Annotated in this window: 8 protein-coding genes; 2 read left to right on the top strand and 6 right to left on the bottom strand. The window is 76.2% G+C overall.

The window, feature by feature from the left end; genetic code table 11:
- Positions 1-281: 281 nt before the first annotated feature.
- From FRAEUI1C_RS15425 to FRAEUI1C_RS15405, 6 genes are all read right to left on the bottom strand, one after another.
- Positions 282-2,225 (bottom strand): dipeptide ABC transporter ATP-binding protein, encoded by a 1,944-nt coding sequence (locus FRAEUI1C_RS15425; RefSeq protein ID WP_013424238.1) that lies wholly within the window; start codon positions 2,223-2,225, stop codon positions 282-284.
- Positions 2,222-3,118 (bottom strand): ABC transporter permease, encoded by an 897-nt coding sequence (locus tag FRAEUI1C_RS15420; protein WP_013424237.1) that lies wholly within the window; start codon positions 3,116-3,118, stop codon positions 2,222-2,224. Before FRAEUI1C_RS15420 ends, FRAEUI1C_RS15425 begins: the two co-directional genes overlap by 4 nt.
- A gap of 13 nt (positions 3,119-3,131) precedes the next feature.
- The gene (locus FRAEUI1C_RS15415; RefSeq protein WP_013424236.1) at positions 3,132-4,118 is read right to left on the bottom strand and encodes an ABC transporter permease; all 987 of its coding nucleotides are present in this window, start codon (positions 4,116-4,118) and stop codon (positions 3,132-3,134) included.
- The gene (locus FRAEUI1C_RS15410) at positions 4,115-5,761 is read right to left on the bottom strand and encodes an ABC transporter substrate-binding protein (protein WP_013424235.1); all 1,647 of its coding nucleotides are present in this window, start codon (positions 5,759-5,761) and stop codon (positions 4,115-4,117) included. The genes FRAEUI1C_RS15415 and FRAEUI1C_RS15410 overlap by 4 nt, the downstream gene beginning before the upstream one ends.
- A gap of 366 nt (positions 5,762-6,127) precedes the next feature.
- On the bottom strand, positions 6,128-6,268 hold the full coding sequence (locus FRAEUI1C_RS41900) for a putative leader peptide (RefSeq protein WP_368411221.1): 141 nt from the start codon (positions 6,266-6,268) through the stop codon (positions 6,128-6,130).
- Between the two features lie 386 nt (positions 6,269-6,654).
- Complete coding sequence (locus tag FRAEUI1C_RS15405; RefSeq protein ID WP_232425439.1) at positions 6,655-7,380, bottom strand: thioesterase II family protein; 726 nt, start codon at positions 7,378-7,380, stop codon at positions 6,655-6,657.
- A gap of 459 nt (positions 7,381-7,839) precedes the next feature.
- Here FRAEUI1C_RS15405 and FRAEUI1C_RS15400 point away from each other — a divergent pair, with 459 nt between their 5' ends.
- Together FRAEUI1C_RS15400 and FRAEUI1C_RS15395 are read left to right on the top strand one after the other, a co-directional pair.
- Positions 7,840-17,808: a type I polyketide synthase gene (locus tag FRAEUI1C_RS15400; protein WP_013424232.1), complete on the top strand. Its 9,969-nt coding sequence runs from the start codon at positions 7,840-7,842 to the stop codon at positions 17,806-17,808.
- Entirely contained in the window at positions 17,805-22,658 is a 4,854-nt protein-coding gene (locus FRAEUI1C_RS15395) for a type I polyketide synthase (RefSeq protein WP_013424231.1), read from the top strand. The genes FRAEUI1C_RS15400 and FRAEUI1C_RS15395 overlap by 4 nt, the downstream gene beginning before the upstream one ends.
- Positions 22,659-22,670: the final 12 nt, after the last annotated feature.

The raw sequence follows: 22,670 nt of genomic DNA, 5'->3' as shown, positions 1-22,670 counted from the left end.
GTCCGCGGCCCGGACGAGCGAGGTGCACGGACAGTCCTGATCTCACGCATGGCTTCCCACTCCGTTGTCGCCGACAGTTCACACGTCAGGGGCGACGGCGACAGCCACCGAAGTTCATCGTCAGACCTCATCTGGGCGCTTCGGCTCCTCCGCCTGCGCGACCGCGCGCGGACGGGGAGTGGTTTTCGTTCCGTTGACACTAGCCGCGCCGACCCGGTCGCCGACCGGACTCCGGAACGTCGTCGACCGCCGCCCCGGCGCCGGAGCCCGGTCAGCCGTGGTCAGCGGCCGGCCGTTCCCGCCGCCTCGTCCGCCCGCGGCGGGCGCGGCACGGCGGCGAGAAGCTCCCGGGTGTAGGGATGCTCGGGCCTGGCGAAGATCCGTTCGGTGGGGCCGGACTCGACGACCCGGCCGTCCTTCATGACCAGCAACCGGTCGCTCACGTGATGCACGACGCCGAGGTCGTGGGAGATGAAGAGCAGGGCCACCCCGGTGTCGTGCCGCAGCCCGAGGAGCAGGTCCAGGATCTGCGCCTGTACCGAGACGTCCAGGGCGGACACGGGTTCGTCGCAGACGAGGATGTCGGGGGACGGGGCCAGCGCCCGCGCGATCGCCACCCGCTGGCGCTGGCCGCCGGAGAGCTCCAGCGGCCGCCGCCCGGCCAGGTCGTCGGGCAGCCCGACGGCGGCCAGCAGCTCGGCGACCCGCTCGCGGCGGGCCGGGCCGCGTGGCACGCCGGCCGTCGCCACCGCCTCACCGATGATCTTCTCGACGGTGTACCGGGGGTCGAAGGAGCCGAACGGGTCCTGGTAGACGGCCTGGACCCGTCGGCGCCGCGGCCGCCGTTCGGCCTCGGGCCGCCCGCTCCACGCCTCGCCGTCGAGCCGGACCGAGCCTGCGTCCGGCTCCACCAGGCCCAGGACGATGCGCGCGACCGTCGTCTTGCCCGATCCGGACTCGCCGACGACTCCCAGTGCCTCCCCCGGGCTGAGCGTGAACGACACGTCGTCCACCGCCAGCCGACGCTCGCCGCCGGGGTCACGGAACCCTTTGCTGATCGAGGCCACCTCGACCAGCGGCCGGCCGGAACGGTCCGGCTCGCGGGCCGACGGCACCGGGACGACAGGCTCGGCGAGCGCGGCCGGGACCCGGCCCGGGTACCAGCAGAGCGTCTCGTGACCGGCTTCGACCGGGACCGCCGAGCCTGGGGCTGACGACCCGGCGGCTGACGGACCGGCGGCCACGGCGGGCCCCGACAGCGGCGGGAGCTTGGTGCGGCAGCGGTCGTCGGCGAGCGGGCAGCGGGCGGCGTACGGGCAGGCGTCCGGCGAGGCGGGCGGTCCGGGCGCGACCGATGCCGGGGCCGACAGCCGACTGCCGCGGGGACGGCCGACCGGCACGGCGGCCAGCAGGGCGCGCGTGTACGGGTGGCGCGGGCGGCCGAGCACGGCGGCGGTCGGCCCGTGTTCGACGATCCGGCCGCCGTACATGACGGCGACCTGGTCGGCCAGCCCCGCGACGACGGCCAGGTCGTGGCTGACCAGGACGATCGCCGTGCCGTCGGCGCGGAAGCCGCCCAGCAGGTCGAGCACCCGCGCCTGGACCGTGACGTCCAGCGCGGTGGTCGGCTCGTCGGCCAGCAGCAGCTCGGGATCGGCCGAGATCGCCGACGCGATGAGTGCGCGCTGCCGCAGCCCGCCGGAGAGCTGGTGGGAGTACTGGCGCGCGCGCCGGTCGGGGTCGTCGATGCCGACGGCCGCCAGCAGCGAGCGCACCCGCTCGGGCACCGCTCGCCGGTCGAGGAGCCGGTGCACCCGGGGCGTCTCGGCGACCTCGGCGCCGACGGTCCTCAGCGGGTCGAGCGAGACCAGCGCGTCCTGCAGGACCAGGCCGATCCGCCGGCCGCGCACCGACCGCCAGCGCGCCTCGCCGGCGCCGCTGAGGTCCTCCCCGTCGAAGGAGAGCGTGCGGGCGCCGAGGACGGCCGACCCGCCGGTCAGCCCGACCAGGGCGCGCAGGGTGACGCTCTTGCCCGACCCGGACTCCCCCACGATGGCCAGGCACTCGCCGCGCCGGACGCTGAAGGAGACGTCGCGGGCGGCGCGGACCGGGCCGGCCGGAGTCCGGAAGGTCACGTCCAGGCCGTCGACCTCCAGCAGCGTCTCGCCGAGGACGGTCCCGGCCGGCGCGGCCTCGGGCTCGGTCACCAGTGGTCGGCCGGTCATGCCAGGTCACCTCCCTGCGGCCGGCGGGTGAACCGCGCTCGCGCGCGCCGGCCGGTCACGTTGAGGGCGATCACGGTCAGGGTCGCCGCCAGCCCGGGGAAGACCGCGACCCACCAGGCCACGGAGAAGTAGTTGCGGCCGGTGGACAGCGCCAGGCCCCACTCGGAGGAGGGGGGCTGCGCGCCGAGGCCGAGGAAGCTCAGGCTGGAGGCGTAGATCAGGGCCGAGCCGAAGCCCACCGTGGCCAGCACGAGCAGCGGGCCCAGCGTGTTCGGCAGGACGTGGCGCCCGACCAGCCGCCAGCGGGGCAGCCCAAGGCCCACGGCCGCCTCGACATAGCCGGAGCGGCGCACGACCAGCGTCTCGGCCCGCACCACCCGGGCGTAGCCGGGCACGAACGCGATCGCGACCGCCACCATCACGTTGACCTGGCCGTGGCCCAGCACCGCCACCGCCAGCAGGGCGAGCAGCAGCGGCGGCAGGGCGAGCAGGACGTCGGCCACCCGCATGAGCACCTGGTCCAGGGCCGGGCCCCCGATCCCGGCCGTCAGGCCGAGGGCCGTCGCGCCCACGACCGCGAAGACCGTGGCACCGAAGCCGACGATCAGTGAGGGCCGCGCGCCGTAGACGACCCGGGCGAAGACGTCGCGGCCCAGCGCGTCCGTCCCGAACCAGTGGGTGCCGCTCGGCCCGCGCAGCGCGTTGACCGGGTCGGTCGCGGTCGGCGAGTGGCCGGCGAACAGCCCCGGCGCGATCATCAGCAGCGCGATCAGGACCAGGAAGGCCGCCGACGCCGCGAAGGCCAGGCCGGGCACGTCCCGGTCCCGGCCGCGCCGCCGGCCCAGCGCCGCTGGTCCCGGCCGCGGCGCGAGTTCCGCCAGGGAGCGCTCCACCGCTGTCACGGCCTCACCCCGTCCGCAGTCGTGGGTCGATCAGCAGGTAGAGCAGGTCGACCAGGGTGGAGATGACGACGAACGCCACCGCGGAGACGAACACGACGCCCATGACCACGGGCATGTCCTTGTTCTGGACGGCCTCCAGGGTCAGCGCGCCGATCCCCGGCCGGCCGAAGACGGACTCGACCAGGACCGCGTTGCCCAGCAGGCTCCCGCTCAGCCAGCCGACCAGGGTCACCAGCGGCGCCGCCGCGTGGCGCAGCGCGTGGCGCAGCCGCACGGCCGAGCGCCGCAGCCCCCGGGACCGTGCGGTGATCACGAACGGCTGTCCCAGCGCCGTCTCCAGGCCCTCCCGCAGCACCTGGGCCAGCACGCCGGCGATCGGGAGGGCGAGTGTCAGGGCCGGCAGGACGAGCGAGGCCGCGCTCTGCGCGCCGGCCACCGGGAACAGCCGCAGCCGGAACGAGAACGCGGTCAGCAGCAGGATGCCGAGCCAGAACGTCGGGGTGGAGACGAGCACCAGCTCGACGACGTCGACGACCGCGCGCAGGCCGCCCCGGCGGCTGGCGGTGCCGAGCGCCGAGATCAGAGCCAGCAGTACGGCGACGCCCACCGCCGCCAGCATCAGCTGGAACGTCGGCCAGAACTGCGCGCCGATCAGCGAGGCCACCGACTGGTTCAGCTGGTAGGAGGTGCCGAGGTCACCGTGGGCGAGGTGCCCGAGGTACTGGAAGTACTGGACGATCACCGGGTGGTTCAGCCCGAGGTCGTGTTGGATCTGGGCCCGGACCTGCGGCGAGACCGCGTTGTTGAACCCGATCATGATCGTCACCGCGTCGCCGGGGATGAGCTGCAGGGCGACGAACGCGACGGTGGCCGCGCCGTAGACGACCGCGGCCGCCCCGAGCAGCCGGCGGGCCACGACCGGCCACAGCCGGCGGCGCCAGAGGGCGCCGCCGGCCGGGGCTTCGATCCGTTCGACCGTGCCAGTGGTCACTTGGACAGCCAGGTTCCGTAGAACTCCGGCCAGGCGTTCGGCGAGAACGCCAGGTCCTGCACGCTGGACTGGGTGGCGAACAGCGACCGCGGGACGTAGACCGGCACGTCCGCGGCGAGCTGGATGACCCGCTGCTGGGTCTTCGCGTAGACGTCGTTACGCACCGTGGGGTCCAGGGTCTGCGCGCCGGCGTTCGTCCACTGGTCGACCTGGTCGTCGGCCAGGAAGGCCCCGTTCTGGCCGTTCGAGCCACGGCTCGCGCTGTTGAAGAACAGGCGCAGGACGTCGGGGTCGAAGCGGGCCCAGGACGTGTCGAGGACGTCGAACTCGCTCGCGTAGGCCTTGGTGAGGTACGTGGTGACGTCGAAGCTCGGGCGGGAGATCTCGATGCCGATCTTCTTCAGGTCGGCGACGATCGCCTGGGCCAGCACGTCACGGGAGTCACGGTTGCTGGCCGAGGGCGTCGAGGGCCAGACCACGGTGAGCCGCTGGCCGTCCTTGGTCCGGTAGCCGGCGGAGTCCCGCCCGGTCCAGCCGGCCTCGTCGAGCAGCTTGTTGGCCAGCGCCGGGTCATACGGCCAGCTGCCCTCGAGCTTCGCGTCGTAGCTGGGCGTGGCCGGGGAGATCGGGCTCCAGGCACGGCTGTACTGGCCGAAGTAGACCGTCTTGACGTTCTGGTCGATGTCGATCCCGCGCTGGATGGCCTGGCGCACCCGCTGGTCGGACAGGATCGGCCGGGTGACGTTCAGGTAGAGGTTGTAGACGCCGCCCGGGTCGTCCTTCTTGTAGACGTTGATCGACTTGATCGAGGCCAGGCTGGCCACGTTCGACGGCGGGACGGACTGGATGCCGTCGACCTGGCCGCTGGTCAGCGAGCCGATCCGGGTCGCCGCCTCGGTCAGGATCCGGTAGGTCACCTTGTCCAGGTAGGCCGGCCCGGTGTGGGTGCTGTCGGCCGGGCCCCAGTTGTAGGCCGGGTTACGGCTGAGCAGGATGCTCTGGCCCTTGGTGGCGCTGGTGAAGGTGAACGGGCCGGTCCCGACGGCGGACGGGCCGCCGACGCAGAAGCCCTCGGGGTGGTTCCTGATCGCGGTAGGCGAGTAGAAGCCGAGGTAGGCCGTCGCCGCCACCTGCAGGAACGGCGCGAACGGCTTGGAGAAGCTGACCTGGACGGTGCTGGGGTCGATGACCTTGGTGCCGGTGTACGGGCCGAGCAGGTTGGAGGCGTACTGCGACTTGGTCGTAGGCGCCACGATCCGGTCGAAGTTGACCTTGACCGCGTTCGCGTCGAACACCGTGCCGTCGGTGAACTTCACCCCGCCGCGCAGGTGGAAGGTGTAGGTCGTCAGGTCCTTGGAGACGTCCCAGGACTTGGCCAGCCAGGGGTGGAAGGTGCCCTTGGTGTCCTCGGAGACCAGCGAGTCGAGGATGTTGCGATCCACCTCCCCGGTGACGTCCTGCGGGCTGACCGCCGCGTCGAAGCACTGCGGCTCGACGTCGAGCGCGTAGGTGAGGTTGCCCCCCGAGCGGGGCTGGCTGGCGGGCGCCGCCGCCGAGCTCCCCCCGGAGCCGCACGCGGCGAGCAGCATCGCGGCCGTGGCCGCCAACGCGGCCGCACCGGCCAGGACAGGTCTAGAACGCATCAGTACTCCACAAAAAATCGCCGGCCGAAACCCGGCGCGGGAAGATGTCCAGGACACTGCGCCTTCTCCACCGCGCTCGAAGAGCGGCACGCGACTGGGTCAGGAGGCGCGTGAATGGAGAAGCATTCGTTGAGAAATCAACGAGGAAAACACGGCGCGGCACCGGCCCGACGGTCGGGACCTGGCAGGAATGACGCGCCCGAATACCCTCCGGCGCACGGGCCGGGACAACGGGCCAAGGGGACCGGTCCTCAGTTTTCGACCGTGACCCAGCCCGGCCCGTTCATCGCGCGGATGAGGGCGCCGGGGTTTTCATGCAGCCCACGCCGAATTTCAGCGGGCGGAACGCACCGCCGTGATCAGAAATCAGCGGAGGCCGGCGGGACAGGAGGCGCTCGCGACCCGCAGCAGGTCGATGTGCCGCCGAGTGGTGAGGAAACGCGCGCGCGGCTCGCCCCCCGGGGCGGGCGTGCGAACGCGCACGGCCGCCGGGTATCCCCGCGGCATCGCCTGGGCAGGCCCAAAGAGCCCAGACAGCCGTTCTGGCTGCCTGGCGCGCTGGGCGCCGTATCCATTCACCCCCACGGCGCAGAGGCTAGCCAGAGCGCTATCGACGCCGATACCGGTCCATCTGTGATGCCGGCCACAGCAGCACGAGGCAGGCCCGGCCTCACGCAGCGGTCCCGAGCCCGTGGCGCGGCCGTCTGACCAGGCAGGATCCAGCCGACCAGGCCCGTTCGCCGCGACGGCGGCTCGGCCAGCCCGCGGCCGCGGCCTGCCGCGTTCCGGGGTCGGACCCCCCACCCGCGGGCGCGGCGAGTAAGGGTTTTCTAGGGTTGACAAAACGTGGCCGCCGACGAGGGACGCGGTGGTGCCGCGGCCAGCCGGCCCGGTCATACCCGATGGTCGCGTCGCGCGGAGACCGCTACGCCGGCGCCGGCGACGATGTCGAGGACCGCTGAGAGCTGGCTGTTGAGGTAGAAGTGGCCGCCCGGCAGCACGTGGAGCCCGAACTCGGCGGTCGTGTGCTCCCGCCAGGCCGCCGCCTCCTGGATCGTGGTCAGCGGGTCGTCGGTCCCGACCAGGGCGGTGACCGGCGCGTTCACCCGCGCACTGGGGTCTGCCTGGTAGGTCTCGATGGCCCGGTAGTCGCCGCGCACCGCCGGCAGGATCATGGCGACGATCTCGTCGTCGTCGAGCAGGTCCCCCTCGGTCCCGCTGAGCCTGCGCAGCTCGTCCACCAGGCCCCGGTCGTCGAGCAGGTGGGTTCGCTCGGCCCGCCGGGTCGACGGCGCGCGCCGGCCGGAGACGAACAGGCCGGCCGCGACGAGGCCGGCGTCCCGCTCCAGTCGCCGCGCGACCTCGAAGGCGACGACCGCGCCCATGCTGTGGCCGAACAGGGCGGGCGGCCGGGCCGGGTCGAGCCAGCCGCCGGCGAGCAGCGCGGCCACCGTGGCGTCGGCGAGCGCGTCGACCCGCTCGAAGGCCGGCTCGTGGCGGCGGTCGTGGCGGCCGGGATACTGCGCCGCCAGCACCTGGACGGGCGGCCGCGCGTTCGCCAGCGCCCGTGACGCGGCGAAGAAGTAACTGGCGCCCCCGCCGGCGTGCGGAAAGCACACCAGCTGACGGGCGCCGTCCGGCGCGCGATGAAAACCACGGATCCAGCGGTCGGGCTCAGGCGGTGGCTGCCTGGTGGGCGGCGGCATAGGAACACGTTCCTTTCTGCCAATCGATTTATAGCCGGCGGGTGGCGTCCGGCGCCACCTCTGCCGATCTCACGCGAGCCAACGGTAACGGCGCCGCCAGATCGCCGATTCCCGCCGGGCCGGTGGAGTAACCCCCGTCACATCCCCCCGATAGGGGGAAAAGATAGGGGTTCACCATCGCGCCCCCTTCGACGAATAGTCGAGGCGGGCCGCGCGGCCGTTGACGGCTTCTCGCCAAACCGTCGGTGTGGCCTACGCCGGCCGCGGCCGGCCGTCCGGGCGACGGGGGCGAAACAGCCGGCACGGCGGCCCGAATCGACATCCTGGCATTTCGGCCGGGGCCTGGTTGACCGCGAGGGGGCACGACGTTCTATGACGAAAGCGGACGAGGGCCGGACCGGTATTACCGCGCCCGGTGACCGTCGTGACGCCGTCCTGCCCGGGGCTCCGGCGGCGGTCGTCGGCGTCGCCTGCCGGCTGCCCGGCGCGCCGGACCCGGCCGCGTTCTGGCGCCTGCTGCGATCCGGGACGGATGCCGTCCGGGACGACCCGGCCCGCGGCCGCGGCGGCCACCTGGCCGATCCGGCGGGGTTCGACGCCGAGTTCTTCGGGATCTCCCCGCGGGAGGCTGCCGCGATCGACCCGCGCCAGCGCCTCGTCCTGGAGCTGGCCTGGGAGGCCCTGGAGGATGCCGGCGTCGTCCCGACCCGGCTCGCCGGCGCGGCGGCCGGCGTGTTCATCGGCGCCGTCTCCGACGACTACGCCAACCTGCTCGCGGGCTACGGCGACGGCGCCGTCACCCGGCACACCCTCACCGGGGTGAGCCGCGGCCTGATCGCGAACCGGGTGTCCTACACGCTCGACCTGCGCGGCCCCAGCCTCACCGTCGACACGGCGCAGTCCTCGTCGCTGGTCGCCGTGCACCTGGCCGTGGAGAGCCTGGCCTCGGGCGAGTCCGAGGTGGCCCTGGCCGGTGGGGTGCAGCTCAACCTGGCCGACACGGTCACCCGCGGCGCCGAGCGGTTCGGCGGGCTGTCCCCGGATGGCCGGTGCTTCACCTTCGACGCCCGGGCCAACGGGTACGTCCGCGGCGAAGGCGGCGGGGTCGTCGTGCTCAAGCCGCTGCACCGGGCACTGGCCGACGGCGACCGGATCTACTGCGTCGTGCGGGGTGGCGCGGTCAATCACGACGGTGGCGGCGGCGCGGGCCTGACCGTTCCCAGCGCCGACGCCCAGGCCGAGGTCATCCGCCAGGCGCTGGCCCGGGCCGGTGTCGAGCCCGGGGCGGTCCAGTACGTCGAGCTGCACGGCACCGGGACGAAGGTCGGCGACCCGGTCGAGGCGGCCGGGCTGGGCCGGGCCGTCAGCGGCGGGCGACGCCCTGCCGACGCGCTGCGGGTTGGCTCGGTCAAGACCAACATCGGTCATCTCGAAGGCGCCGCGGGGATCGCCGGGTTCCTCAAGACGGCGCTGGCCATCCGGGCCCGCGAGCTGCCACCGAGCCTGAACTTCGCCCAGCCCAACCCGGCGATCGAGCTCACCGGCCTGGGCCTGCGGGTGCAGCGCGAGCTGGGCGGCTGGCCCCGGCCGGACGAGGAGCCGGTCGCCGGCGTCAGCTCGTTCGGGGTCGGCGGCACCAACTGCCACCTCGTCCTGTCGGCCCCGCCCGCCGGGTCCGTCGCGGAGACCATGCCGACCGGCGCGGGGCCGGCCGGACCTGCGCTGGCCGGAGTGGGGGCCGCCGGAGCAGGCCCGGCCGGACCCGCGCCGGTCGAGCGGGTGCCGGTCGTGACCGGAGGGGTCGTCGCCTGGCCGGTGTCGGCCCGTTCGGCGCCGGCCCTGCGCGCGGCGGCCGCGAACCTGCGCGCGGCGGCCGACGCCGACCCGGCCCTCCCACTGGCCGACGTCGCCTGGACCCTCAGCCAGGGTCGGGAGACGTTCGAGCACCGCGCGGTCGTCGTCGGCGCCGACCGGTCCGAGCTGCTGGCCGCGACGGCCGCGCTCGCCGCCGGCGAGCAGGACGCCGGCCTGCGCCTCGGCGTGGCCCACCAGCCGGCGCGGGCCGTCTTCGTGCTTCCCGGCCAGGGCTCGCAGTGGGCCGGCATGGCCGACGCGCTGCTCGACCGCTCCCCCGTGTTCGCCGACCACGTCGCCGCCTGCGCGGAGGCGCTCGCGGAGCACGTCGAGTGGCGGCTGCTCGACGTCCTGCGCGGCCGGCCCGGCGCGCCGGGCCTGGACCGGGTGGACGTCGTCCAGCCAGCCCTGTTCGCGATGATGACCTCGCTGGGAGCCCTCTGGCGGGCCGCCGGGGTCGTGCCCGCGGCGGTCGTCGGCCACTCGCAGGGCGAGATCGCCGCCGCCTACCTGGCCGGAGCGCTTTCGCTGACCGACGCGGCCCGGCTGGTGGCCCGGCGGTCCCGGGCGCTGCTGCGGATCGCCGGCCGGGGTGGGATGGCGTCGGTCGCGCTGCCCGCCGACGAGGTCCGCGACCGGCTGCTGGAGCTGCCGGGCGTCGCCGTGGCCGCCGTGAACGGGCCGGCCGCGACCGTGGTGGCCGGCGAGCGGGAAGCCCTCGCCGAGGCGGTCGCGCGGCTGCGGGCCAGCGGGGCCGACGTCCGCGCCATTCCGGTCGACTACGCCTCCCACTCACCCCAGGTCGCCGAGCTGCGCGCGGCGGTGCTCGCCGCGGCGAAGGGCGTCGCCGCCGGACCGGCCTCGGCCGCGTTCTACTCGACCGTCACCGGCGACCGGCTCGACCCGCGCCGCCTCGACGCGGACTACTGGTACCGCAACCTGCGGGAGGACGTCCGGTTCGCCCCGGCCATCCAGGCGGCCCTGGCCGACGGCCACCGGGTGTTCGTCGAGATCAGCCCCCATCCGGTCCTGACCCCTGGCATCCGCCAGATCATCGAGGCCGTCGGCGCGGACGCCGTCGGGGTGGCCACGCTGCGCCGCGACGACGGTGGCCCGGACCGTTTCCTGACCGCGCTCGGCGAGGCGCACACGCACGGGGTCGAGGTCGACTGGGCCGCGACGCTGCCGCCCGGGCGCCGCCGGGTCGACCTGCCCACCTACCCGTTCCAGCGCGAGCGGTACTGGCTGGACGACCTCTCGGCTCGGGAGGACGAGCCGGACCATCCCGGGCCAGCCGCCAGCGGCCCCGCCGCGCCTCCCCTGACCGAGCCTGGCCAGACCACGCCACTCCAGACCGAGCCTTTCCCGCCCATGGCTGTCCCTGCCTCGCCGGTGGGCCGCGAGCCGGCCGTCGCCCCGGCGGCGCGGTACCAGGGCCGGGATGGCGAGCGGGACCTCGATCGCCTCGTCCGGTCCAGCCTGGCCGCCGTCCTCGGCCGCGGCCGGACGGCCGCCCTGGACGAGCGCAGGACCTTCAAGGACCTCGGCCTGGACTCGCTGGGCGCGGTCGAGTTCCGGGACCGGCTGGCCAGCGCGAGCGGGATCCCGCTGCCGGCGACGGTGACGTTCGACCACCCGACGCCGGCGGCACTGCTGGCGTACCTGCGGACCGCCGACGACGACCGGCCAGGGGGCGCGGCCACCTCCGCCGGCCCGACGGACGACCCGGTCGTCATCGTGGCGGCGGCCGGCCGCTGGCCCGGCGGCGCGGACACCCCGGAGAAGCTGTGGGAGCTGCTGGCGGCCGGCCAGGACGCGATCGGCCCCTTCCCGACCAACCGCGGCTGGGACCTGGCCGCCCTGGCCACGGCGGACGCCACCGGCACCGCGCCCTCGTACGTGCACGAGGGCGGCTTCCTGCACGACGCCGACGCCTTCGACGCCGAGCTGTTCGGCGTGAACCCGCGCGAGGCGACGGCGATCGACCCGCAGCAGCGGCTGCTGCTGGAGTCGGCCTGGGAGCTGTGCGAACGGGCCGGCATCGACCCGCACGCCCTGCGCGGCAGCCAGACCGGCGTGTTCGTCGGGGTGATGGCGCAGGACTACGGCCCGCGCATGCACGAGGCCCCGGCCGAGCACAGCGGCTACCTGCTCACCGGAAGCACCACCAGCGTCGCCTCCGGGCGGATCGCCTACGTCCTGGGGCTCGCCGGGCCGACGCTGACCATCGACACCGCCTGCTCGTCGTCGCTGGTCGCGCTGCACCTGGCCAGCCAGGCCCTGCGGGCCGGCGAGTGCTCGCTGGCCCTGGCCGGCGGGGTCACCGTCATGGCGAGCCCTGGCATCTTCACCGAGTTCAGCCGGCAGCGCGGCCTGGCCCCGGACGGGCGCTGCAAGCCGTTCGCCGCCGCCGCCGACGGGACGGCCTGGGGCGAGGCCGCCGGATTGGTGCTGCTCGAACGGCTGTCCGACGCCCGCCGGCGGGGACACCCCGTGCTCGCGGTCGTGCGCGGCAGCGCGGTCAACTCCGACGGCGCGTCCAACGGACTGACCGCGCCGAACGGGCCGGCCCAGCGCGAGGTCATCCGCCTCGCCCTGGCCCAGGCCGGCCTGGGCCCCGCCGACGTGGACCACGTCCAGGCCCACGGCACCGGTACCGAGCTCGGGGACCCGATCGAGGCCCAGGCCCTGCTGGCGACCTACGGGCAGGACCGGGCGGACGGGCCGGCGCTGCTGCTCGGCTCGGTGAAGTCGAACCTCGGCCACACCCAGGCGGCCGCGGGGGTGACCGGGGTGGTCGCCGCGGTCGAGGCGATGCGCCACGGCCTCATCCCCGCCACGCTGCACGTCGACGCGCCGAGCCCGCACGTGGACTGGGCCGCGGGCGCTGTGCGGCTGGTGACCGAACCGACGCCGTGGCCCGAGACGGGCCGCCCCCGCAGGGCCGCCGTCTCGTCCTTCGGGATCAGCGGCACGAACGCCCACCTCATCCTGGAGCAGCCTCCCGCGGTTCCGGAGCAGGCCGCCGACGGGTCGAACGGCGACCGGGAGCCTGCGCGCAACGGCCCCGGTGACGCCGAGCCGGTTACGACCTGGGTGCTGTCCGGGCACGACCCGGCCGCGCTGCGGGAGAGCGCCCTCCGCCTGCGGTCGGCCGTGGCGGCGGCCGGGCCCGGTCTCAGGCCGGTCGACGTCGGGCTGACTCTGGCCACCGGCCGAGCCGGTCTCGACCAGCGGGCCGCCGTCATCGGCTCCGGCGCCGCCGAGCTCCTGGCCGGGCTCGACGCGCTGGCCGCCGGGGAGGCCTCGCCGACCACGGTCTCGGGCACCGTGGCGGCCGGCGGCCGGATCGCGTTCGTCTTCCCTGGCCAGGGCAGCCAGTGGGCCGGGATGGCTCGCGACCTGCTGGACACGTCGCCGGTGTTCGCCGAGCACATCGAGCGGGTCGCCGCCGCGCTGGCCCCGCACGTCGACTGGTCGCTCGCCGACGTCCTACGCGGCCGCCCGTCCGGCGACGGGACCGGGCCGGACTGGCTGGAGCGGGTCGACGTCGTGCAGCCGGCGCTGTTCGCGGTGATGACCGGGCTCGCGCGGCTGTGGGAGTCCCTCGGCATCCGGCCGGACGCCGTCGTCGGGCACTCCCAGGCCGAGATCGCCGCCGCGTACGTCGCCGGCATCCTCGACCTGGACGACGCCGCCCGCGTCGTCGCCGTCCGGTCGCAGATCATCACCCGGATCGCCGGGCTGGGCGGCATGGCCTCGGTCCCCCGGCCCGCCGACGCTGTCCAGGCCGATCTCGACGCCTGGCCTCCCGGCCTCGCCGGGCTGGGCATCGCCGCCGTGAACGGGCCGGCCGCGACCGTCGTGTCGGGCCCCGCCGACGCCGTGGCCGCGCTCGTGGAGCGTTACAACGCCGACGGCGTCCGGGCCCGGCGCGTCCCGGTCGACTACGCGTCCCACTCCGGGGCCGTCGAGGCCCTGGCGGACGACCTGCTGGCCAGCCTGGCCGACGTCCGCCACGCCCCGGCCCGGACGTCGTTCTACTCGACGGTCACCGGCGCCCGCCTGGACGGCACCGACACGCTCTCCGCCGACTACTGGTACCGCAACCTGCGCCAGCCGGTCCGGTTCGCCGACGCGGTCCGTGCCCTGCTGACCGACGGGCACACCGCCTTCGTCGAGGTCAGCCCCCATCCGGTCCTGACCGTCGGGGTCAGCCAGACGATCGAGGACGAGCCTGACGCGCCCGCGACCGTGGTGACCGGCACGCTGCGGCGCGGCGAGGACGGCTGGCGGCGGCTCCACACCGCGCTCGCCCAGCTGCACGTGGCCGGCCACTCGCCCGACTGGCCGGCGGTGTTCGGCCCGGACGCCCGGCGGGTCGCCCTGCCGACCTACCCGTTCCAGCGCCGGCGGTTCTGGCTGGACGCGCCGGCCGAGCCCGGCGCGGAGCTGCTCGCGGCCGGCATCACGCCGGCGGCCCACCCCTGGTTGCGGCTGCGCACGGAGCAGGCCGACACCGCCTCGACGACGCTGCGCGGCCTGGTCTCGCTGGCACGCACGCCCTGGCTGGCCGACCACGCGGTCGCGGGGACACCGCTGCTGCCCGGGACGGCGTTCATCGACGTCGCCCTGCACGCCGCTGCGGCCGGCGCCGACGGGCCGGTCCGGCTGGACGAGCTCGTCCTGCGGGCGCCGCTCGCGCTGGGCGCCGACCGGGCGGCCCAGCTCCAGGTCTCGGTCGGCCCGGCCGGCGAGGACGGAGCGCCGGTCGAGATCCACGCCCGCCCGGCCCAGTCCGGCACCGGGCCGGCCGGCCAGCGAGCGTCGTGGACCCACCACGCCAGCGGTCATACCGGACGGCCCGTGGGCGATGGCCGGGCAGCGACCGCCGAGATCCCGGCGCCCCGGCAGGCGGGCGAGTGGCCGCCGAGCGAGTGGCCGCCAGCCGGAGCCGAGCCGGTCGACGTCGCCGACCTGTACCGGCGACTGGCCACGGCCGGCTACCACTACGGCCCGGCGCTGCGCGGGCTGGTCGGTGCCTGGCGCGTGGGGCAGGAGGTGCTCGCCGAGGCGCGGCTGCCCGAGCCGGTCGAGAGCGGGGCCGACGACCACGTCCTGCATCCCGTCCTGCTGGACGCGGTGTTCCAGGCGGCGCTCGGCCTGCTCGACCCGGACGCCGACCCACCCGGCGGCCCGGCCGACGGCATCCGGCTGCGCCTGCCGTTCTCCGTCAGCGGCGTGGAGGTGAGCAGACGCGGGGCGCGGACGCTGCGGGCCCGCATCCGTCCCACCGGTCCGGACGCGGTCTCGGTCACGGCGGTCGACCCGTCGGGCGGGGCCGTCGTCACGGTGGCGCGCCTGGTCGCCCGGCCGCTGCCGGCCAGCGAGGTGGCGGCGTTGCGTGAGCTGGCCGTGCGTGAGCTGGCCCTTGCGGGGGCGGCCAGCCCCCGGTCAACGACGGCGTTCAGGCCGCACTGGCCCGTCCTGGAGCCGAGCGCCACCGAGCCGGCGGGCCCTTCTCGGTGGTTCCTGCTCGGACCGGACGAGCTGGGCCTGGCCGATGCCCTCGCCGCCGGCGGCGGCACGCCGAATACCCACCCCGACCTGGCCTCGGCCGCCGCAGCCACGGGCGGCCAACGGCCGGGCGACGGCACTGTCGTCGTGCTGGCGGTCCCGGCCGGGGGCGGTACCGATCCGGACAGGGTGGAGGCGGCGGTCACCGGGACGCTCGCGACGGTTCAGGGGTTCCTGGCCGACGAGCGGCTGGCCGTCGCGCGCCTGCTCGTGCTGACCCGAGGCGCGATGGGCGTCGTCGACCACGACGGCCCGCCCGACCTGGGCGCCGCGGCTGTCTGGGGGCTGGTCCGCTCGGCTCAGGCCGAGCATCCAGGCCGGATCGTGCTCGTCGACCTGGACGGCGCCCTCGACCCGGCGACCAGCCCCGACCCGGGGCGGGCCCTGCGCGCCTCGGTCGCGGCCCTGCCCGCCGCCGTCGCGACCGGCCTCGGCCAGCTCGCCGCACGGGCGGGGACCGTGCATGTGCCCCGCCTGGCCAAGGCCGCGACCGGTGCCGGCGACGAGCTCGAGATTCCGGCCGGCGCCGCCTGGCGGCTGGAGTCCACCGATCCCGGTGCGCCCGGATCGCTGCGCCTGGTCGACGACCCCGACTCCACCCGCCAGCCAGGTCCCGGCGAGGTCCAGCTCCAGGTACGGGCGGCCGGCGTGAACTTCCGGGACGTCCTCATCGACCTCGGCCTCTACCCCGGCCGGGCCCGGATCGGCGCCGAGGGCTCCGGGGTCGTGACGGCTGTCGGGCCGGGGGTGGACCGTCTCTCCCCCGGTGACCGGGTGATGGGCCTGCTGCCCGGGCAGCTCGGCGCGCACGCCGTCGTGGACCACCGTCTGCTGGCTCCGGTCCCGGCGGGCTGGGACTTCGCTCGGGCCGCCGCCGTGCCGGTGGCGTACCTCACCGCCTACCACGGGCTGGTGGGCCTGGCCGATCTGCGGCCCGGCGAGACCGTGCTGGTGCACGCGGCGGCCGGCGGCGTCGGCCAGGCGGCGGTGGCGCTGGGCCGCCACCTCGGCGCCGAGGTGTTCGGCACGGCCAGCCCGGACAAGTGGGCCGCAATCCGGGCGCTCGGGCTCGACGACGACCATCTGGCGTCCTCGCGGGACCTCAGCTTCGCCGAGCGTTTCCGGGTGGCCTCGGGCGGCGGGGTGCGGGTCGTCCTCAACGCGCTCGCCCACGAGTTCACCGACGCCTCCCTCGGCCTGCTGCGGCCGGGCGGCCGGTTCGTCGAGCTGGGCAAGACCGACCCCCGGACGCCCGAGGAGCTGGCCGCGCGCTACCCGGGCCGGGCCTACCTGCCGTTCGACCTGCTGGCCGACGTCGCGCCCGAGCGCATCGGCGCCTACTGGGCCGAGCTGCTGCCGCTGCTGGCCTCGGGCGCGCTGCCCGCCGCGCCACCGCGGTCCTGGGACATCCGGCAGGCGCCGACGGCGCTGCGCCACCTGCGCCACGCCCGCCACGTCGGCAAGGTCGTGCTGCGGCTGCCCCGGCCGCTGGACCCGCACGGCACCGTCCTGATCACCGGCGGCACCGGCGGCCTCGGCGCGCTCACCGCCCGCCACCTCGTCGCCCACCACGGCGTCCGCCACCTGCTGCTGGTCAGCCGTCAGGGCCCGGACGCCCCGGACGCCGGCCCACTGGCCGCGGACCTCACCGCCGCCGGAGCGGCCGTGACGATCCACGCCGCCGACGTCGCCGATCCCGGCCAGCTCGCCGCCACGCTCGCCCGCGTCGAGCCCGGCCACCCGCTCACCGCGGTCGTCCACGCCGCCGGTGCCCTCGCCGACGCCACCTTCACCGCCGTGACCCCGCGGCACCTCCACTCCGCCCTGGCCCCGAAGGCGCACGCCGCCTGGCAGCTGGACCGCCTCACCCGGGACCACGACCTGAGCCACTTCGTCCTCTACTCGTCCACCGCCGCCCCGCTCGGCCATCCCGGCCAGGCCCCGTACGCCGCGGCGAACGCCTACCTCGACGCCCTGGCCCAGGACCGCCAGCGCCGCGGCCGGCCGGCCACCAGCATCAACTGGGGGCCCTGGCAGCTCCCGACCGGCCTGACCGCGCACCTCTCCGAGACCGACCTGGCCCGGCTGGCCCGCGGCGGGGTGCTGCCGCTGCCCACCGCGGCCGGGCTGGCCGAGCTGGACGCGGCGCTGGCCGGCGCGGCGCCGGTGGCCGTCGCCGCGCGCCTCGACACGCCGGCCGGGCGGCCGGCGCTACCCGAGCCCCTGTGGGATCTCATCCCCGTCACGCCGGCCGGCGTCAACGCCCCGAGCCCCGCCGGACCGGCGGGCGCCGGGGATCGCCCACCGGCCGCCACGGCGGCGAACGGGACCGCGCTGGCCGAGCGCCTGCGCGACCGGACGGCTCCCGAGCGGGAGGCGCTGCTGATGGAGCTGGTCACGACGAGCGCGGCCGCGGTGCTCGGGCACGGGCCGGCGCGGGCGCTCGGCCCGGACCGGGGCTTCCTCGACTCGGGCTTCGACTCGTTGACGTCCGTCGAGTTCCGCAACGTCGCCGCCGCCGCGACCGGGCTGCGGCTGCCCACGACGCTGCTGTTCGACCACCCGACCCCCCGCCGGCTGGCCCGGCACCTCGCGGAGCGACTGGCGCCGCCCGAGGCGGACCCGCTCGCCCAGGTCGAGCTCCTCTCGGCGGCGCTGGCGCGGGTCGCCACGACCGCCGAGCCCCGGGTGCGCGACGCCGTCCGGCCCCTGCTGCGGCAGCTGCTCACGGTCTGGGACATGGACCGGCGCCCGGCCGGCCCGCCCGACCACGACAACGCGCCACGGCCACACAGGCCGGCGGCGGACCTGGAGTCCGCCGACGACGACGAGCTGTTCGCCGCCCTCGACGAGGAGCTGGGCCTCGACCCCTCCGACTCGCCGGCCGGCACGCCCTGGGGAGCCCGATGACCACGCCTGATCTCGACCGCCCGGCCGCCGCGCACGCGGAACCGGGCGCGGCGGCCGGCGCCACCGAACGCAAGCTGCGGGACTACCTCCGCCGGGCCGCGACCGACCTGCGGGAGACCAAGGCCCGGCTGGCCGAGCTGACCGCCGCCCGCGACGAGCCGATCGCGATCGTGTCGATGGCCTGCCGCTACCCGGGCGGCGTGCGCTCCCCGGAGGAGCTCTGGACGCTGCTGGCCGCCGGGCGGGACGCGACCGGCGACCTCCCGGACGACCGGGGCTGGGACGTCGAGGAGCTCTACGACCCGGACCCCGCCGCCCGTGGCCGCTCCTACGCGCGGCGCGGGGGCTTCCTCCGTGACGCCGCGGACTTCGACGCGGAGTTCTTCGGCCTGCCGCCCCGGGAGGCCCTGGCCACCGACCCCCAGCAGCGGATCCTGCTGGAGCTGGGCTGGGAGGTGCTCGAACGGGCCGGGATCGACCCGACCACCCTGCGCGGCAGCGACACCGGCGTCTTCGCCGGCGTCATCGCGGCCGACTATGCCCCTGACAACTCCCCCGACAGCGCGGCCGACAACGGTCCGGGCAGCTCGGCGGTGGAGGGCTACACGCTCATCGGGTCGACACCGAGCGTCGCCTCCGGCCGGCTCGCCTACACCCTGGGCCTGGAGGGCCCGGCGATCACGGTGGACACGGCGTGCTCCTCGTCGCTGGTCGCGATCCACCTGGCCGTCCGGGCGCTGCGCGCCGGGGAGTGCGGCCTGGCCCTGGCCGGCGGGGTGACCGTGATGCCGACCCCGCGGTCGTTCGTCGAGTTCAGCCGGCAGCGAGGGCTCGCGCCCGACGGCCGGTGCAAGCCCTTCTCGGCCGCGGCCGACGGCTTCGCGCTGGCCGAGGGGGCCGGGCTCCTCCTGCTGGAACGGCTGTCCGACGCCCGCCGGCGCGGCCATCGGGTGCACGCGGTCATCCGGTCCAGCGCGGTGAACTCGGACGGGACGAGCAGCCAGCTCACCGCGCCGAGCGGCCCGTCCCAGCGACGGGTCATCCGGCAGGCGCTGGCCGCGGCCCAGCTCACGGCGGCCGACGTCGACGTCCTCGACGCGCACGGGACCGGGACGACCCTGGGCGACCCCATCGAGGCCCACGCCGTGCTGGCCACCTACGGCCAGGGCCGGCCGGCGGACCGGCCCCTGCTGCTCGGCGCCGTCAAGGCGAACCTCGGCCACACCCAGGCCGCCGCCGGCGTGGCCAGCATCATCAAGCTGGTCGAGGCGCTCCGGCACGGCCTGCTACCGGCGACGCCGCACATCGACGCGCCCAGCCCGCACGTCGACTGGGCCGGCGGCGCGGTCCGGCTGCTCACCGAGGCGAGCCCGTGGCCCGCGGGCGGACGTCCCCGGCGGGCGGCGGTGTCGTCGTTCGGCATCAGCGGCACCAACGCCCACCTCATCCTGGAGGAGGCGCCGGCAGCGGACACCGCTGACGGCCCGCACCCCGCAGACCCGGCCACGCCCGGCCCCTCGCTGCCCTGGCTGCTGAGCGCCCGCTCGCCCGCGGCGCTGCGGGCGGCGGCCGGCCGGCTGGCCGAGCACCTCGACGCGGCCACCGGCCTCGCGCCGGAGGCGACCGCGGCGGCGCTGCTGCACACCCGGGCGCACCTCGAGCACCGCGCCGTGGTGGTGGCCGCCGACCGGCCGTCCGCGCGGGACGCCTTCGCCCTGCTCGCGGCCGGGTCGGCCGGCTCACCCGCGCTGACCGGCGAGGCCGTCGGGAACAGGCGCCTCGCCGTCCTGTTCACCGGGCAGGGCAGCCAGCGGCCCGCGGCCGGGCGGGAGCTCTACGAGACGTTCCCTGTCTTCGCGGCCGCGCTCGACGAGGTCGCCGGCCACCTCGACCCGCTGCTCGGCCGGCGGCTGCTCGACGTCGTGTTCGCGCCGGCCGGCAGCGAGCCGGCCGCGCTCCTGGACCAGACCGCGTTCACCCAGCCGGCGCTGTTCGCCCTGGGCACCGCGCTGTACCGGCTCGTCGAGTCGTTCGGCGTCCGCCCCGACCACCTGGTCGGCCACTCGGTCGGCGGTCTCACCGCCGCGCACGTCGCCGGGGTCTTCTCGCTGGCCGACGCCGCCACGCTCGTCGCGGCCCGCGGCCGGCTCATGGCCGAGCTGCCGAGCGGCGGAGGGATGGTCGCCCTGGAGGCGACCGAGGCCGCCGCGCTCGCGGCCGTGGCCGAGCTCGGCCTGGCCGGCCGGCTGGGCCTGGCAGCGGTCAACGGGCCGGACGCGGTCGTCGTCTCCGGCGACCTCGACGCCGCCCTCGTCCTGGAGCGGGAGTGGAAGGCCCGGGGCGGCCGGGCGAAGCGGCTGACCGTCAGCCACGCCTTCCACTCCCACCGGATGGAGCCGGCGAGGGCGGCGTTGCGGGAGGTGGTCGCCGGCCTGCGCGCCCACCCGGCCGCCATCCCCGTGATCTCCGACGTCACCGGCCGGGTGGCCACCGACGCGAGCCTCGCCGACCCGGACTACTGGGCCGGGCACCTCCGCCAGCCGGTGCGCTTCCACGAGGCCGTCGGCGAGCTGGACCGGCTGGGCACGACGACCTACCTGGAGCTCGGCCCGGACGCCGTGCTGACGGCACTGGCCGCCGACACCCTGGAAGAGCACGCGGACCAGGACCGGACAGACCGGCCCAGGGTCGTCGCGACGCTGCGGGACGGCCGGCCCGAGCCGGCGGCGCTGCTGACGGCGCTGGGTGAGCTGCACGCCCACGGCGTGCCGGTCGTCTGGGACCGGCTGCTGCCGGACAGCGCCGCGGCCCGCGCCGTCGACCTGCCGACGTACCCGTTCCAGCGGACCCGGTTCTGGCTCGGCCGCCCGTCCACCGGCCGGGCCAGGCCCCAGCTCCATCGGCTCGTCTGGGAGCCGATCGCCACTGCTGGCGCCAGCCACACCGGGGAGATCGCCCGTTTCGGCGACACGACCGTGTTGCTCGCCGCGCTTGCGGACGGGCGCCGGCTGCCACAGGTGGTCGTCGTGGACGCCCCGACCGGGCCTGCTGACCAGGGTGGAGCGCCGCCGGAGGCCGCGGTGTCGGTAGGACGCACGCTTGAGCTCCTCCAACGGTGGCTCGCCGACGACGCGCGGGACGGCTCCGTCCTCGCCCTGGCCACCCGGGGCGCGGTCGCCGTCGAGCCCGGTGCCGACGTCACCGACCTGGCCGGGGCTGCCGTGTGGGGCCTCGTCCGCTCGGCCCAGAGCGAGCACCCTGGCCGCTTCCTCCTGGTGGACCTCGCCGCCGGGGCCGGCCAGGCCACCGGCGACGAGGTGGTGGCGGCCGTTCGGGCGGCGCTCGGCGCGGGCGAGGCCCAGATCGCGATCCGGGACGGTGTCGCGCGCTCGCCCCGGCTGCGCCGGCTGGTCCCGAGCACGGCGGCGTCGGACCCGGGGCTGACCGCCGAACCAACCGCGGCGCCGGGGACAGCGGCCGGCCCGAGGCCGTTGCACCCCGACGGCACCGTTCTGATCACCGGTGGGACCGGTGGCCTGGGCGCGCAGGTGGCTCGCCATCTGGTCGCCCGGCACGGCGTGCGCCGGCTGCTGCTGGTCAGCCGCCGTGGCGAGGCAGCCCCGGGAGCGGCCGAGCTGCGTGACGAGCTGACCGCCGCCGGCGCGGCCGTCACGATCGCCGCCGCCGACGTCGCCGACCACTCGGCCGTGGCCGACCTGCTGGCGACCATCCCGGCCGACGCCCCGCTGACCGCCGTCGTGCACGCCGCCGGAGTGCTCGGCGACGGCGTGCTCACCGCGCTGACCCCGGACCGGGCGGCGGCCGTGCTGCGGCCCAAGGCCGACGCCGCGCGGCACCTGGACGCGCTGACCGCCGACGCCGAGCTGGCCGCGTTCCTGCTGTTCTCGTCGGTCGCCGGCATCCTGGGCACACCGGGCCAGTCCAGCTACGCCGCCGCGAACAGCTATCTCGACGCCCTCGCGACCCGCCGCCGGGCGGCCGGGCGCGCCGGTACCTCCATCGCCTGGGGCCAGTGGACCGAGGCCGGCGGGATGGGCGACCGGCTCACGCCGGGCGACGCCGCGCGCCTGCGCCGGGCCGGCGTGGCCCCGATGAGCGTGACCGCGGCCCTGAACCTGCTGGACGAGGCCCTGACCACCTCCGAACCGGTGCTGGTGGCCGCGCACCTCGATCCGGCCGGCCCGGCCGCCGCCGGAGCCGACGTCAGCCACGGGCCGCTGCGCGAGCTGGCGGCGCCGGGCCGCGCGCCTACTGGGCCAGGCGGCGGCCCGGCGCCGAGGACGAACGCGGGCGACGACACCATCCCCCAGCTCGTCCAGGCACTGGCCGGCCGGTCCGGCCAGGAACGCGGCCAGCTCCTGCTCGGGCACATCCGCGCGGCCGCCGCGACGATCCTCGGCCATCCGGACGCTGGTGCCGTCGCGGCGGACCGGGGCTTCCTCGACGGTGGCTTCGACTCACTGGGCGCGGTCGAGCTGCGCAACCGGCTGGCCGTCGCCACAGGCCTGCGGCTGCCCAAGACCCTGCTGTTCGACCACCCGACCCCGCGTGCCCTGGCCGAGCACCTCGCCGGGCTGGTCGGACCGGTGGGCGCCGCCCCGGCCAGCGGTCCCGTCGAGGACCCGGTGGCCGCCCTGGAAGCACTCGCCGCCGCCCTGGCCGCCACCCCGCCGACCGACGACACGCGCGCCGCGCTCGTCACCCGGCTGGAGTCCCTGCTGGCCGGCCTCAGCGCCGAGCCCGACGACCTGGACGTGGCCAGCGCCGTCAGCGACGCCACCGACGAGGAACTGATCAGTTTCATCGACCGGGAGCTCGGCATCTCATGACCCGCGACGAAA

It is taken from the genome of Pseudofrankia inefficax, assembly GCF_000166135.1.
GTDB lineage: Bacteria > Actinomycetota > Actinomycetes > Frankiales > Frankiaceae > Pseudofrankia > Pseudofrankia inefficax.
The sequence above is the reverse complement of the archived record's forward strand: the minus strand, read 5'-3'. Positions and strand labels throughout refer to the sequence as shown.